Raw genomic sequence first — 15,595 nt, 5'->3', positions numbered from 1 at the left:
TCTTTACAGTTTATATTTAAGTCTAATACCAATTTCTCTTGGTCTATTAGTAAATTTCGTTTCTGGTCTAAAGCCTTGATATTCCCATATAACTGCTCTTTCATCAGAAATATTGTCTACATACAAAGTGCCATCCCAATTCTCCCCTTCTAGAGTCGAAGAAAAACTTCCTAAAGTATATGCAGGTTGATTTACAGGGTTTGTTATAGAAGACTCTCTTTTTCCTGTACGGGATAAATTTAAATCCCAATACGCATTTCTTCCAGCAAAACTAAATTCTTTATTAATCGCAATCGAAGCTTTCTGCTTAGCAACATTTGCTAATTGAGTACCTGAAGTTGCTTGAACTACACCGTTAAGCACAAAGTCTTCCTCAAGCTTTGGATCAATAAGAGATGCTCCTAAAACTATTAAGAATCCATTATCTGTAATGATTGTCCAATCTAGCTCGACACCAGTGATCCTTGCATCACCAATGTTTGTATTAAATTGTATAGTTGCTAAATCACGGTCATATACAGCAGTTTGCATATCCTTCCAATCCATCATATATCCTGCAATATTAAATCTCTGAGTACCATCAGAATTCGAATATTTATAACCAACCTCGTAATTGTTTAGTTCATCAGAGTCGTAATATAAAGGAGCTGAGTCACTATTTTTGTTAGTTCTATTTGTTCCCGCGGGCCTATAACCTTGAGAAAAATTAAAATATAAAAGAGCATTATTTTCTAATGTTCTAGATATAGCTAATTTTGGAGAAATGCCAGAATCTTTTTCCGTTCTATTGGCTTCATGTCCATAATAATCTATTCCGTACCCACCAAAATAACCATCCTTTGCATCAAAAGTTAATTTTGAGTCAAACGCTCTTAAGCCAACGGTTAGATCAGTATTTTCATTTAGAGAAATAATAGCTTCACCATAAACTGCTTTAGTCTCATCTTTCCTAAGATTATCTGCATCCCACCAGATTCCTTCTCTTCCAGCTATGCCTGTGCCTCCAAAAGAACCATTTGACCATTCGTCTTGTAAACCAGGCCATTTATAAGTGTATTGATAAGGGTTTTCCAATTTGTCATAAAATACGCCAATTAACCATTGGACTTTATCTCCTTCCTCACCACCAGAAAATCTTAATTCATGAGTATCTCTTTCCATACTGAGAGAGTAATCGGCCCACATTGTTGGATTATTACAATCGTATGTACCGTAATAATAATAGGAATAGTAATCACAAGTGTAATAGCTTGCATAACCGAAACCATTTACACCTACTGCATCGAGACTATAGTACTCAACATAATCGTTGTAATCCCAAAGATAACGAACATCTCTATCAAAGAAAGTACCTGCATAGGTAAAAGAAGATTCACCAATATTGCCCTCTAGAGTAAGGCTAGTTTGATCCCATTGATCATCGGTAAATTCGTCCTTAATCCGACTGGTCTTTAGATCTCCCAAGGTATCTGGTTGGTGATCCCAACTTCCAGAGGTATAAGATTCTTGACTTATATGAGTAAGAGTCGCCATTAAATTTTCATTAATCCATGCTCTCACTGAAGCTCTAAAACCTTCAACCTCACTTTCGTTGTGATCATCTTCACTTAATAGTGGAACTTCGTAGCCGCTACCTGAAAAAGTTCTAGTACCGCCTACAAGGTCTATAAAGCCACCTTCTGTCACATTATAGGCAGAGACTCTTGCTGCAACATTATCTGATATAGGTAAATTTATGTAAGCCTCTAGACTCTCAGAATTATCGGCATCTGATCCAGAAGATAAGTCTAATTCTGCACCCAGATCAAATTCATCTAATTGAGGTTTTTTAGTTATGAGTCTGACAGTTCCTCCTTGAGCACTAGATCCGTACAAGGTCCCCTGAGGTCCATTAAGTACCTCAATTCTTTCCATATCATAGATATGTAAATCAGGATTTAAGCCAACTGTATTAATAGGAGATTCGTCTATGTACATTGCAACAGTTGTATTGGGACCAGCCAGATTCCCAAAGTTTCCATCTGAGGTGCCTCTGATATAAAAAGCGGATCTTCCAGGTCCATACTGGATGTAAGAAAGAGAAGGAATTAGCTCAGCATAATCCATAAAGTCATTAACATTAGCACTCTCTAATCTTGACCCAGCTATAGCTTGTACGCTCATTGGGAGGTCCTCTATTTTAGATTCTCTCTTACTAGCAGTAACGATAATTTCTTCTACATCGTTAAGTTCTTCTGTTTCATCACTAAGTAAATCACCGGAATGCATTGTTCCTAAAGTAGCTATACTTCCGAAAGATAAAGCTTTTTTTAGAACTGAATCTTTTAATTCAAAGGCTGGTATATATTTGCGCATAATTCTCCCCAGTTGCACTTTTCAATATAGCAAATTAATTTCAAGATTTTAACTAATTTGTGAATATTAAGTCACAAAGCTCTTTTTCAAGTTTCTGATCAGTCTTAATTGTAGTATCAAGAATTATGTAGTTCTCTTCATCACCAAATTCGTCCCAATAAACATCAGTATTATCGGAGTTTGGATTTCCTTTTTTAGCAAATTGGGTCCAATAATTCATTATGCTGTCAGTAAGCTTTAGGTCATTATTTGTTGTAGGGAGATATGCATCATGAGTACTGAAAACATATGGAATCTCAGCTCCATGATAAGAGAGAATATTTTCACTTTTAATTCTTTGTTTACTAAATAAATATTGATAAACCTTGTTGCCAGATTTAGTCATTTGTCTTGCAATAAAAATTGAAGGACAAGCTGTCAATTGGTTTGTCCCAACTCTATCAGATGCTAAAGGTATATCAGATAAATCCAGTAGAGATATTATTTTATCGGCTTTATCAGGATTTCTTTCTTTAATTTGTTTGATCAAGTCTTCAAGAGACATCTCTTTGTCTATATAAAGGTATTCTTCATTTTTATTACTTCCAATAATAAGATCAACTTTATTTAAATTTCCTCTTGAGTAAATATTTAAGATTTGTTTTTCTATCAAATTCCCGTCGATAATTGGATGAAATGGATAACCCATGGCCTTAGATACATCTAATAATCTCTTTGAGTCTATGTTTCTTAAAGCTTCAAAATTGTTTGGACTAATAATATCTGTGGCCTCTTTTGCGAAATTATAAGCTTCTTGAATGTCTAATAAGCTATATGGGCTAACAAGGTTATAACCACCGCTTTGTATAATAGCTTTTTCAAATAGCCCTTCAGAAGCTGGCGAAACTAGATGGTATGAAATATGAGCACCTCCTGCGGATTCTCCAAAGATAGTTATGTTGTTAGGATCGCCTCCAAAATATTTAATGTTTTCCTTTAACCATTGCAAAGAAAGAATTTGATCTTCTAGGCCAAAATTACCTGTTTGTTTGCTCATATTTGGATGTTTAAAAAAACCAAATATATTTAACCTATAGCCAATTGATACAACTACAACATCTTTATTGGACAAATTATGACCAATGTAGTCAGGCTCATAACTCCAACCAGCGGTATCATTTCCACCATGGATCCATACCATTACAGGTTTTCTAGCAGAAGTTTCTAATGATTTGGTCCAAATATTCAGATAGAGACAATCTTCTGATATTGAATTGACGTGCTCAAAAAGAGATGGATCGCTTCCAAAAGCCTTTATGACATTATGATACCAATCCGTATTGTATCTATCTTGCATGCATGCGGGTTTAAATTGTCTTGCATCAATCTTTAAGTTTTTCTTTGCAGGTATTGGAGACTTCCATCTAAGGTTATTAATAGGAGGTTCTGCATAAGGTATTCCTCTGAAAATGAAAGTATTGCTATCTGTTTGATATTTAGCTAGATATTCAACATCCCCAATGATTAATTGTTTATCTAACTCTATAGCTGCGATCATCCAGCTTGAAAGAAAAAAAATTAATAATAAGATTTTACTCATATTTTGTACTTCTCAATTTCTTACAATTGTACCTAGTAAACTTTATTTCGTTGACTTTATTGCTATATGTGCTGCTATGAATTCTAATGTCATAACTTATATCAAAGTTTTTAATAATTATGAAAAAACCTAAAGATTTAAATCTAGAAACATTATCTTTACATGCAGGAAATAAACCTGATTCAGACTTTGGCTCAAGAGCTACACCAATCTATCAAACCTCATCTTTTGTCTTTCCAGACTCAGAAACAGCAGCAGGAATTTTCAATAATGAAAGAGCTGGTCATACCTATTCTAGGATAACAAACCCTACTAATGCAGTTCTGGAAGAGAGAATCAGCTCATTGGAAGGTGGAATAGGTGCAATTTCAACAGCTAGCGGACAAGCTGCACTCTTCTTAGCAATTACAACAATATTAGGTAAAAGTTCACACATAGTAGCTTCTAAGAGTCTCTATGGAGGAAGTCATAATTTACTTGAATATACATTACCAAGATTTGGAATTACCTCTTCTTTTGTGGACTTTAGGAAACCTAAAAATATAAAGTCGGCTATACAAAAAAATACAGGTTTGATATTTGGTGAAACTCTAGGTAATCCTGGTCTTGATGTTATGAACATTGAAATGGTTTCAAATATCGCACATCAAAATAAATTACCACTTTTGGTAGACTCTACTTTTACCACGCCCTATTTAATGAAACCTTTCGACTATGGAGCTGACCTGATTTTTCACTCAGCTACCAAATTCCTCTCAGGACATGGAGTTGTTATAGGTGGACTGCTGGTGGATAGTGGTAAATTTGAATGGAGTTCAAATAAAAAATTTAAAACACTAAATGAACCTTATAACGGATTTCATAATATGAAATTTGTAGAAGAGTTTGGACCTGCCGCCTTTATTAATAGAGCCAGAAAAGAGGGAGCAAGAGACTTTGGTGCTTGCATGAGTCCTCACACCGCCTTTTTGATTCTGCAAGGATTAGAGACACTTAGTTTAAGAATGGAAAAACATATTTCAAATACTCGTGAAATTGTTTCATTTCTCAATGAACACAAAGAAGTTAAAAGTGTTTCTTATCCTGAACTAGAGAATCATCCGGACAATAAACTAGCTCAAGAAATTCTACCAAGAGGTTGTGGAGCAGTTTTTACATTCGAAATTGAGGGTGGACTTGAATCTGGTAAGAAATTTATTGAATCATTAAACATCTTCTCTCATTTAGCAAACGTAGGTGATGCAAAATCATTAGTAATTCATCCTGCTAGCACGACTCACCATAGAATGGATACTCTAGCGTTAAAAAATGCTGGAATTAGTGAATCTACAGTAAGACTTTCAATAGGTATCGAAGATATAAATGATTTAAAAGAAGATCTTGATGAAGCATTAAAACAAGCGAATCGATAAAATGTATTATCATCCTATCCAACAAAAAATTAATAAAAGTGAACCTATTATTTTTATTCACGGTACTGGCATGGATCATACGGTATGGACCTTACCAGTGAGATACTTTTCTAGAAAAAAAACAGATGTACTGGCAATAGATTTGCCTGGTCACGGACAAAATAAAGATAAACCACTGGACTCAATATCTAAGATTTCAACCTATATTTATAATTTTCTAGATAGATATAAAATTCAAAGATGCTCCTTAGTGGGACATAGTATGGGTTCTCTAATAGCATTAGAAATGGCATCTTCTCGACCTGAAAGAGTCAAAGCAATATCTATGATAGGAACAGCTTTTCCAATGCAGGTAAATGAAGCATTATTGGAATCTGCAAAAAGTAATCCTCAAGTTGCTATAAATATACTCACATTTATGGGATATAGTTTTTCTTCACGATTAGGTGGCAATAAAACACCCGGGATGTGGATGACAGAATCAACTAAAAGACTGATGCAGAAAAGTAAAAAAGGAATTATTTATAAGGACTTGAAGGCATGCTCTGAATTTACTGATGGTCTTGATAAGGCAAAAAAAGTTGAGGCTAAAGTACAATTAATTTTAGGTTCTAATGATTTCTTAACACCAAGGATTAAAGCACAAGATTTAATTGATAATTTCAATCAACCTCTCGTAGAGGAAATACTTGGCTCTGGACATTCCTTGATGATGGAAGAGCCAAACAAAGTGCTCGACTATTTAATTAAATTACTTAAAAATTAACACTTTAGGGGAACTACTTGAAGAATCTAATCATAGGTGATGGAGGAATGGGCTCTGAATTAAGATTCAGAGGAGTCGAAGTACCTTCTCATGTTGAGTCAATCTGGTCTGCTTTAGCTCTTATTGATAACCCAGAAGTTATAAAACAAATACATTTAGATTATATTGAAGCAGGAGCTGAATATATCACTGTTAATAATTATGCAGTGACTCAACCAATCTTAGAACGTGCAGGAATGTCAGATCAACTTGAGGAATTAACACTACTTTCAATTTCTCTTGCTAAAGATGCCATCAAAGAGTCGGGTAAGAATATAATGGTTGCCGCTTCATTGCCTCCTCTGGAGACTAGTTATAGAGCTGACCTTATTCAAGAGACGTCGAAAATGGCTGATCAATATGGAGAGCTGGCTGAGATCTTAGAAGGACAAGTAGATATAATGCTATGCGAAACAATGGCTAATAGTGATGAAGGTAGAGTTGCGCTCTCGTCAATTCAAAATTCTAAAGCTAAAAAATGGTTAAGTTGGACTTTACATGGTAACAGACTAAATATGTTGCCTAGTGGCGAAACAATAGTTGAAGCCTTTGAAGCAGTTCCAGATTTAGCTTGCGATGCTTATTTGATTAATTGTTGTGGTGCTAATCTCGTCACTGAATCATTAAAAGAACTGAAGAAACTCACTGACAAACCTATTGGAGGATTTGCTAATTCAGAGATGATAGAGGCAATTCAAAATGATTCGTCAAACATAAGTGCTGAAAATGATCATTGGTCCTCAGCATCGGTTATTGATGAGAAAACTTATACTGACGAAGTTTCCAAATGGATAGATGAAGGTGCCACAATACTTGCCGGGTGCTGTCGCACCAGACCATCTCATATAGAGGAGATGACAGAAAGGTTAAAACAGAAGTAAAAAATTAATCCTGTTGTTCAACAGAATCAATTATTGCTTGGAGCTCACCTGCTTCATGCAACTCAGAAATAATATCACAGCCTCCAATTAACTCTCCATTCACAAAGAGTTGAGGAAATGTCGGCCAGTTTGAAAATTGCGGTAAATTTGCTCGTATTTCTGGATTTGAAAGAATATCCACAAATGAAAAAGGTTTTCCACATGATATTAAAATCTGCGAAGCTTTTGATGAAAACCCACATTGAGGAGCTTCTGGTGAACCTTTCATGTATAAGAGTATCGGGTTCTCCTTAACTTGGTTTTCTAATTCTTCAATTATAGTCATTAACCTATTTTACATTATTTACATAAATCAAGGTATTGCTTAGTTACAACTTCTAGCCCATTGATAAGAGCATCTGAAATCAATGCATGGCCTATCGATACTTCGTCAGCAGGTACTTTTGATAAAAATAATTGTAAGTTATTTAGGTCTAGATCATGACCTGCATTTACGCCTAACCCAATATCCTTAGCATGATTAAAGGCCTCTTCATATTGAGAGACTACCTCGAGAGTTGGGTTAACAGCATATGGACCGGTATAAAGCTCAATCCTATCAGCGCCAGTTAATTTTATCTGATCTATGTGAAATGTATCTGGGTCAACAAAGAAACTTATTCTAGTTTTAGTAGTTTTAAGTGTATTGACTATTTCTTTAATATTTTCAAGATCATTATCTTTAATTTGCCATCCATGATCAGAAGTAATCTGTTCAGGAGAATCTGGCACTAATGTACATTGATCAGGTTCAATTTCTTTGACTAAATTAACAAAACCAGGATAAATTTCTGTAGGCTCTGAATATGGATTTCCCTCAATGTTAAATTCAACATTTGATTCTTTACAAAGTGAAGAAATATCATAAACATCATCTGGAGTTATATGCCTCAAATCAGGTCTTGGATGAACAGTTAACCCTTGAATTCCGCAATTAATTAAGATTTTTGATAATTCAATGATATCAGGTCTGCCTTCGCCTCTAGCATTTCTTAACCATGCAATTTTATTTACATTAACACTTAAATTTGTCATCTTTTATGTTCAATAATTATTTTGCCGCTAACGTGTCCAGTTGCTGCTTTTCTATGGGCTTGTCCTATATCCTCTATTCTAAAAACTGAATCTATAATGGGCTTTATTGTTCCATCCTGAACTAATTCTGTCAGTTGCTCTAAACCAGATAAACTTGGTCTATATATAGACCAATGAATATTAATTGGGCGAAATTTTCTTTTCTGCATTTGTCTTAAATACAAAGCATGAGGAGCACCGAGAAGAATGCCTTTAGCATCCATAGTACTTACCAATGGATGGGTTAGTGTTATGTAATGTGAGTCTGAAGTTTTCTTTAGGATAGAACAGCATTTTTCTACTGCATGATCTGATACATGATCTCCCAGAAGATCATAGGCAATATCATAATCATTCAACATCTCTTCAAAATCTGATGTGTTGTAATCAACCACATGATCTGCACCTAAAGATTTCACCAGTTCCACATTTTTTTCACTACAGGTTGTAGCTATCTCGCAACCCATACTTTTAAATAACTGTATGGAGAAACACCCCACACCCCCTGCACCACCTTGTATGAAGACTTTCTTTCCTGCTAAATCCTGAGGTCGAAGTCCTGCCCATCTAATAATTGCCGACCAAGTAGTTTGTGCTACATAAGGTAAAGATGCTGCTTGCAAGTGGTCTAAACTGCTTGGTTTATGAGTTATTTCATCTACATCAATACACACAAATTCAGCATGAGTGCCAGAGTTTGCATTAGAGCTGCAACCCCAAACCTCATCTCCTATTTTAAATTGAGAAATATTTGATCCAATTTCAGCAACTATGCCTGAGAAATCTGATCCTATTATCCAAGGAAAAATATGTTTTCTTTGCTTCTCAAATATAGATCTTCCATAACCTTCTCTCTTCATTAGATCTAGGGGATTAACAGAAGACGCAGAAACTTTAACTAAGATCTGGTTTGGTTTTGGTTCAGACACTGTTAAGTCATCTTCTAACTTTAACTTAGTTTCATCTCCATATTCTCGTAAAGTTATTGCGTACATTTATATTCCGTCACTCAATAATTTTAAGCCTATTATCAATAAACAAAAATAAGTAATTCCATAAAATTTATCTCCATCCAATTTATGAGTTAATTTGAAGCCTATATAGAACCCTATGGGAGCAAAAGGTAATAAAAATAATGCAGTCGTTATATTTTCAATCCTTAATTGGTCTAACAAATAGTATGGATAAAGTTTTATCAAATTGACTAAGCCGAAAAAAATAGCCGCAGTACCTACATAAACTCTATGATCTAGTTTCTGCGGAAGCATATAAATGTTAAATGGCAATCCTCCAGCATGAATACCAAAGCTCGTAAATCCAGAAATTGTTCCCCAAAAAGATCCTTTTGTGACTGACACGTTAGTCATTTTTGAATCTTTAGAAAAAAAGAAATAATTAAGCGAAAAAATAATTGCGAGAAGACCTAAAAATATTCTGATATTGTCTTCTGATAGTAAGCTGAACCATAAATAACCAAACACTATCCCTACAATAGCTGCTGGTAATAAAATAAATAAGTTCTTTAAATGAAAACTTTTACGATAACTATAAATGCTGATCATATCTTGAACACATAGTATTGGTAGTAATATTGCAGCTGCTTGTAAAGGCGAAATAACTAATGACATTAAGGGTACGCCCAAAATAGCCAATGGACCTGCGAAGCCACCTTTGGCAATTCCATATAAAAGAACCGCAGGTATTGAAACTGCATAAAATACAGGGTCATAAATCAACACTAGTTTAAATTGTGTGGTAGAACTTTAAGAACTAGCTACAGCACCTCCATCACAAGTAATTGTTTCGCCTACTGTATATGCACCTGCTCTTGAACATAGAAATATAGCTAAACCTGCAATGTCTTCTGGGGTTCCAACTCTACCTCTAGGATTGGCATTTCCAACTTCAGACCAATTAATATCAAGGTCACCACCTCCACCAACTCCAGTACTCAACATCCATGTCGGGAAAGGTCCTGGTGCAATAGCATTTACAATAATATTTTCTTTAATAAGAGATGCTGCTAAAACTCGTGTTAAATGGTGCAATGCTGCTTTGGAGGGTCCATAAGAGAATGCATCAAAAGTACCTGTTTTGATTCCATCTATACTTCCAATATTTATAACTCTGGCAGGATCTTCTGCGTTGCCTGATTCTCTTAGCTTAGGCAATAATTGTTGAGTTAAGAAGAAAACACCTTTCACATTAGTATCCATCACTTTATCCCATCCCTTTTCAGAATATTCATCAATCGGTTCTCCCCATGATGCACCAGCATTATTAACTAAAATATCTAGTGCCTCATCTGTTGGTAGCATATCTCTAAGTGCACTGATCCCTTCTAAATTTGATAAATCTCCCGGGAGAGAAATACATTCTCCGCCATATTCATCTTGAAGCCTTTTAGCTGTAGCGTCACACACTTCCGCTTTTCTAGAGCTGATATAGACTTTAGCTCCATTAGCCAAAAAACCAGCTGCTATCATTTCACCTATTCCTCTTGAGCCACCAGTTACAAGAGCTACTTTGCCTTCTATAGAAAATAAATTTTTCATACTTCTCCTTGATTAATTAAAAATAAACCCCATATAAGTAGTGTAAGTGCCTTAGGGGCTTACGTAAATTATTTAATAACTTGCTTAATAAAGGAGAAAAAAATGATAAATAATACATTTGACCTACTATGGAGAGATATATCTCCATTCACAATAGGATTTGATAGAACTTTCGATACTTTATCGCTTCTAGCAAATTCCAAACAACAATCTTCAAACTATCCACCCTACAACATAAGGAAGGTGAGCGAAGATAAATACACCATTGAACTTGCTCTTGCCGGTTTCGAAGAAAAAGAAATCGATATAGAGGCAGCAGGTGAAAATCTAACAATCAAAGGATCTAAAGCGAAAGATGCTTCTGAAGGACTAGTTCATCAAGGGCTAGCAGCCAGGGATTTTACAAAAACCTTTGTACTCTCTGATGATATGATCATCAAAGGAGCAGCTTTGAGTAATGGTATGCTCTACATAGGAATTGAAAGAGTCATACCTGATGAAAAGAAACCAAGAAAAATTGATTTTACTTCCAAAAGTAAACTTTTAGGTTAATAGAGAAAAGGAGGGTTTAACCCTCCTTTTTTTTGTGCGGTAATTTTTAATAAGTCATTTATAAAAACATTATACTTATCCATCATGAGCCTAAACTCCATCGTTGATCAATTAAAAAAATTATCTGTTCATAAAAGAGTACACTTTGTTATTCAAAGCCTTAATGGTTTTGAAGTACATAAACAACTGCTTAAAGAGGATTCATTGGAAATTTGCGATATCCTTGAAAAGGATCTCTTATTTCTTAAAGATAAAAGTATCTTAAAAAATGACTATATAGTTCTATTAACCATCCCAGAAATTCTCACCTCCAAAGAAATGTCTTTTCAGGATGTAGAATTATTTGGTCTTGATCACAAATTTAAAATACTCGGCACCAGCGAACATAAGAACAACATAGTCAATTTTTTTAAGATTGAGTAGGCTTTTTAAGTAAGAGTGTCATACGGTCACTCTCCCCTATTTCAGTATATTTGTCTCTATCTTGATCTTTTAATCTGTAATTAGGAGGAAGAGTCCAGACGCCCTTTGGATGATTGGCAGTATCTTTTGGGTTTGCATTGACTTCTGATGTCGCAACCAACTCAAAACCATGTTTTTTTGCTACTTCTAAGGCATGTTCTTCAGTTACATAACCGCTCTTTTTCATCATGTCCATTGGTGTGCCGGGCTTAGCTCTATGTTCAACAATGCCAAAAATTCCACCTGGTTTTAAAGCTTTGAAAGTGTTTTCGAAAATTCTATCCATGTTTGGTCCTAACCAATTATGTAAATTCCTGAATGTGAGCACAGCATCTACAGAATTTTCATCAGCTAAAGGAGAATATAAATCTACTATCTCTACTCTGCCATACATCGGGTTCTCAGAGATTTTCTTTTCAAAATTTGCTCTCCCTCTTCTGAAATACGCAACTTCTGAATCTTTGCTCCAATGTGCTGCAATCAAAGTACCAGGGTAATGAATATAATTTGCTAATATTTCTGTATACCAGCCTCCTCCGGGTGACAATTCGACAACAGTCATATCGGATTCAATACCAAAAAAAGATAGAGTCTCAACAGGATTTCTAAACTTATCTCGAAGCATATTTTTTGGGGTACGATCATCACTCGCAACTGCTCCCTTCAAATCATGAGCAGATAAAGGAATAAGAGATAGGGTTAGAACTAGAATTAAGGAGATTTTATTAATGTATTTCATAAAAAAATAATATATCTAAATGGCGGTTTTGAGAAGTGTTGATACTACTCTTTCAAGTTGATCTATGTTCCCGCATTGAAAGACTTTTGTGCAATATGCTGAATATTTTGTCATCACTGAGTCTCCTGTATCCCATCTATATTTACCTTCGGGATTTAACCAGAAAACTTGTTTTGATCTCTCTTTAATAGTTTTCAATAGATGGGCTTTTTCTGGACCAAAATTATTTCTTGCATCACCTAGTATTACGACCGTTGTTTTATTATCAATTTCGTCCACACATAAACTCACAAAATCAGTCAAAGCTTGCCCATAATCAGTTGAGCCCCCACCATGCTTTTGCAATGCTTTTTCGATAGCCTCATCTAGTTTTGCGTCTTTAAAGTCGTTAGTAACTTCTCCAAGATTAGATGAGAAAACGAATGCTCTTAGCTTTGATACAACTTCTGTAAGACTAAAAAGGAACATCAACATAAATCTTGCGTAAGCACCTACAGATCCGCTTACATCGCAAATTACATAGATCTTAGGTCTATCAACTTTTTTATAAGCCCAGATTAGATTGAATAGTATTCCTTGATTGACCCAGTTATCTCTAATTGTCTTTCTGATATCCAACTTACCTTTTTTAAAGTTTTTCTTTCTTCGAGAATGAAGGTTAGCTAATTTTTTTGCCATCTTTCTGACCAACGAATGAACTTCATTTAAATAAGATCTATCTATTTGAGCCATATTCATGGATTTAAATATTTGCTCTCTCAACTGTTCCCCCGATACATCTCCATGTAGAAGAAATTGCTGTTGAACATAATCAGATACTCTTTCTCGTAAATTCGTAAGTTGATTTCTGAGTTCTTGCTCAAGATCTGAAGGTAATTCATCTTCTCTAGACGAACCTAATTGCATCAATTCATCTTCTAGCTTCCCTACCCCCATTTTCTCTAAGATACGTCTGGTAAAGACAGACCTTTGAGTGAAATATCTTATCTCTCTAATTTCTGCTTCCTCAGCAGCATCAGCAATGGACAACATCAATTCTCCTTGAGATCCCTCTAAGAGTTTTTTTGCCAAATCTGAATCTATATCTTTTATATCGGATAATTGATCCATATCAACAGAAGCTTGTTGTTTTATTTCATCGGAAAAGAAATCATCGAAACAAGCATTGAACTTATCTTTTTCGTCCGGTGTTTTAGATAGAACTATTGATAAGGTTCTTTTAAGCAACTCTTTATCTTCGTAACCTACAGAATCAATTACTGATACAGCATCTATGGTCTCAGCTGGAGATACTCTAACATTAGAGTTTCTAAGTGCTTTTACAAAATCAGTTAAGACTTTTTCCATCTGATGTTTCAGTAGCTGATGACACCAAAGCAGGAATCTCTTTTTTCACCACTTCTATATCTTGTTGATGTTTGAGAAGCACATTGAGTGTGTCTTCTGCTAATTTGGCATCTAATTCTTCAGAGTTAAGAAGAATGACTGTCTTCGCCCAGTCTATTGTTTCGCTAATTGCTGGTAATTTCTTTAAGTCTAATTCTCGTATTCCCTGCACAAAGTTTACTAACTGTATTTGCATAGACTCTGATATTTCAGGAACTCTTGCTTGAACAATTTGTCTTTCCAGTTTGGCATCAGGAAAAGGAATGTATAAATGAAGGCATCTTCTTTTAAGGGCATCACCTATTTCTCTACTATTATTACTTGTTAAAACTACAAGTGGTTTAACATCTGCTTTCCTGACACCCAATTCTGGTATAGAAATTTGAAACTCCGATAGGATCTCTAAGAGTAAAGCTTCGAATTCCTCATCGGATTTATCTACCTCATCAATAAGTAATACAGAGCCCTTTTCAGAAGTTAGAGCTTCTAATAGAGGACGTGTTTCCAAAAAATCCTCTGAGAAGAAAATATCCTCAAACTTCATTAACCTATCAAGCGATTCTTTTAAGCCTTTAGCACCTTCTAAAACTTCTTGCATCTGTTCTTTTAAAATTTGGGTATATAGAAGCTGTTTTCCATATCTCCACTCATAAAGCGCTTTTGATTCATCCAAACCTTCATAGCACTGCAATCTGATCATTTCTTTCTTAAAATACAAAGCGGCAGTGTTAGCTAGTTCAGTCTTTCCAACTCCTGGAGGCCCTTCGATGAGAATAGGTTTTTCTAATTCAGATGCTAGATATACAGCAGTAGCAATTTGCTCGCTACAAATATATCCATGCTTCGCAAATCCCTTGGTAATATCTTTTATGATTTTTTTAGGTCCATCTGTCATCGATCTTCTCCTATCACTTTTTTTAGAGCATCGATAACACTCAGTGGATCATCGACGAATAGGTGGTGCATAGTCCCTGGAACTCCTATTACTCTCTCATTTGGAATATTCCCTACATAAAGGGTGTAATCCAATATATCTTGTGTAAAAATTTGGCTCATTAAACCATAAACAATATTAATTGGGCATTTTATGGCCATAAGAATATCGGTTAGATCTTTTGATTTATAGGTTTTCATGATCTTTCCGTCAGATTTTAAGACCCATCCATCATCTCTTTCCTTGAAGGAATTGGAAGCGATGTGATTGAGCAGATAATCATTTCTGCATGGCTGAGGTGGGATTAATCTAAAACTATCCATTGCAGCTTCTTTATCATCATAAATAAAATCAGCCCTAATCATGGATTTGCTGGAAGAAAATCCTCTAGCTTTATCTGGTGGAAGTACAACTATTGAATCTAATAGCGTTAATGATTTGAATATTTCAGGATAGATAGATGTTGCATTAAGAGAAATGGAGCCACCCATGCTATGTGCTATGAAGTCTGCCTCACTCCAGTTCATATCATCGCATACAGCTTTTATTTCATCTGCAAAAATTTCTTGGCTATACAATTCTCGATGATCGCTATCTCCGGATCCTGATAGATCAATTGCAACTGCACAAAAATTATCTAAAAATGCAGGAGCTACGAAATCCCACCAGTGGGCATGAGCGCTATAACCATGGATGAAAAATATCCCTGGCTTATTTTCATCACCCCATACCAAGTAATGAATATTCTTATCTTCAACTTGAACGTATTTAGAAACAGGTTCAACTAGAAGTGATTCATTGAACCAGTCTAAATTAGACATG

Annotated in this window: 16 protein-coding genes; 5 read left to right on the top strand and 11 right to left on the bottom strand. The window is 35.1% G+C overall.

The features are described 5' to 3' along the window. Window positions 1-3 precede the first annotated feature (3 nt). Both M9C83_03845 and M9C83_03840 read right to left on the bottom strand, forming a co-directional pair. Window positions 4-2,355: a TonB-dependent receptor gene (locus M9C83_03845; GenBank protein ID URQ67338.1), complete on the bottom strand. Its 2,352-nt coding sequence runs from the start codon at window positions 2,353-2,355 to the stop codon at window positions 4-6. A gap of 52 nt (window positions 2,356-2,407) precedes the next feature. Next, entirely contained in the window at window positions 2,408-3,934 is a 1,527-nt protein-coding gene (locus M9C83_03840; GenBank protein URQ67337.1) for a carboxylesterase family protein, read from the bottom strand. Between the two features lie 119 nt (window positions 3,935-4,053). On the opposite strand from M9C83_03840, the gene M9C83_03835 reads away from it, so the two are divergent. Genes M9C83_03835 through M9C83_03825 form a run of 3 tightly spaced genes read left to right on the top strand, consistent with a single transcriptional unit; the run spans window position 4,054 to window position 7,032 of the window. Continuing rightward, window positions 4,054-5,346 (top strand): O-acetylhomoserine aminocarboxypropyltransferase, encoded by a 1,293-nt coding sequence (locus M9C83_03835; protein ID URQ67336.1) that lies wholly within the window; start codon window positions 4,054-4,056, stop codon window positions 5,344-5,346. Window position 5,347: 1 nt separating this feature from the next. Then, window positions 5,348-6,112, top strand: a complete 765-nt coding sequence (locus tag M9C83_03830; protein ID URQ67335.1) for an alpha/beta hydrolase — start codon at window positions 5,348-5,350, stop codon at window positions 6,110-6,112. Window positions 6,113-6,129: 17 nt separating this feature from the next. Beyond that, a complete protein-coding gene (locus M9C83_03825) occupies window positions 6,130-7,032 on the top strand; it encodes a homocysteine S-methyltransferase family protein (protein ID URQ67334.1) in 903 nt (300 codons plus the stop codon). A gap of 4 nt (window positions 7,033-7,036) precedes the next feature. Here M9C83_03825 and grxD read toward each other — a convergent pair whose 3' ends face one another. From grxD to M9C83_03800, 5 genes are read right to left on the bottom strand one after another with little or no spacing between them, the layout of a single operon-like run. Continuing rightward, window positions 7,037-7,357 (bottom strand): Grx4 family monothiol glutaredoxin, encoded by a 321-nt coding sequence (grxD, locus tag M9C83_03820; protein ID URQ67333.1) that lies wholly within the window; start codon window positions 7,355-7,357, stop codon window positions 7,037-7,039. A 14-nt stretch (window positions 7,358-7,371) separates the two neighbouring features. Continuing rightward, window positions 7,372-8,106 carry a pyridoxine 5'-phosphate synthase gene (locus M9C83_03815; GenBank protein ID URQ67332.1) on the bottom strand — a complete coding sequence of 245 codons (735 nt, stop codon included), beginning with the start codon at window positions 8,104-8,106 and terminating at the stop codon, window positions 7,372-7,374. Beyond that, window positions 8,103-9,140 carry a zinc-binding dehydrogenase gene (locus M9C83_03810; protein ID URQ67331.1) on the bottom strand — a complete coding sequence of 346 codons (1,038 nt, stop codon included), beginning with the start codon at window positions 9,138-9,140 and terminating at the stop codon, window positions 8,103-8,105. The genes M9C83_03815 and M9C83_03810 overlap by 4 nt, the downstream gene beginning before the upstream one ends. Then, entirely contained in the window at window positions 9,141-9,884 is a 744-nt protein-coding gene (locus tag M9C83_03805) for a sulfite exporter TauE/SafE family protein (GenBank protein URQ67330.1), read from the bottom strand. It abuts the gene before it with no gap. A 24-nt stretch (window positions 9,885-9,908) separates the two neighbouring features. After that, a complete protein-coding gene (locus M9C83_03800) occupies window positions 9,909-10,700 on the bottom strand; it encodes an SDR family oxidoreductase (GenBank protein URQ67329.1) in 792 nt (263 codons plus the stop codon). Between the two features lie 102 nt (window positions 10,701-10,802). On the opposite strand from M9C83_03800, the gene M9C83_03795 reads away from it, so the two are divergent. Further along, window positions 10,803-11,252: an Hsp20 family protein gene (locus tag M9C83_03795; protein URQ67328.1), complete on the top strand. Its 450-nt coding sequence runs from the start codon at window positions 10,803-10,805 to the stop codon at window positions 11,250-11,252. A gap of 84 nt (window positions 11,253-11,336) precedes the next feature. After that, on the top strand, window positions 11,337-11,675 hold the full coding sequence (locus M9C83_03790) for a hypothetical protein (GenBank protein URQ67327.1): 339 nt from the start codon (window positions 11,337-11,339) through the stop codon (window positions 11,673-11,675). Here M9C83_03790 and M9C83_03785 read toward each other — a convergent pair. The 4 genes from M9C83_03785 to M9C83_03770 are packed head-to-tail and all read right to left on the bottom strand — an operon-like array spanning window position 11,662 to window position 15,594. Next, window positions 11,662-12,453 (bottom strand): methyltransferase domain-containing protein, encoded by a 792-nt coding sequence (locus M9C83_03785; GenBank protein URQ67326.1) that lies wholly within the window; start codon window positions 12,451-12,453, stop codon window positions 11,662-11,664. The two genes, M9C83_03790 and M9C83_03785, sit on opposite strands and share 14 nt — an antisense overlap. Window positions 12,454-12,468: 15 nt before the next feature. Continuing rightward, complete coding sequence (locus M9C83_03780) at window positions 12,469-13,800, bottom strand: VWA domain-containing protein (GenBank protein URQ67325.1); 1,332 nt, start codon at window positions 13,798-13,800, stop codon at window positions 12,469-12,471. Next, window positions 13,781-14,734 carry a MoxR family ATPase gene (locus M9C83_03775; protein URQ67324.1) on the bottom strand — a complete coding sequence of 318 codons (954 nt, stop codon included), beginning with the start codon at window positions 14,732-14,734 and terminating at the stop codon, window positions 13,781-13,783. Before M9C83_03775 ends, M9C83_03780 begins: the two co-directional genes overlap by 20 nt. Further along, complete coding sequence (locus M9C83_03770) at window positions 14,731-15,594, bottom strand: alpha/beta hydrolase (GenBank protein ID URQ67323.1); 864 nt, start codon at window positions 15,592-15,594, stop codon at window positions 14,731-14,733. Before M9C83_03770 ends, M9C83_03775 begins: the two co-directional genes overlap by 4 nt. Window position 15,595: the final 1 nt, after the last annotated feature.

The sequence above is a fragment of the SAR86 cluster bacterium genome (assembly GCA_023703575.1).
Lineage (GTDB): Bacteria > Pseudomonadota > Gammaproteobacteria > Magnimaribacterales > Magnimaribacteraceae > Magnimaribacter.
This window is presented reverse-complemented; position numbering and strand designations above follow the sequence as displayed.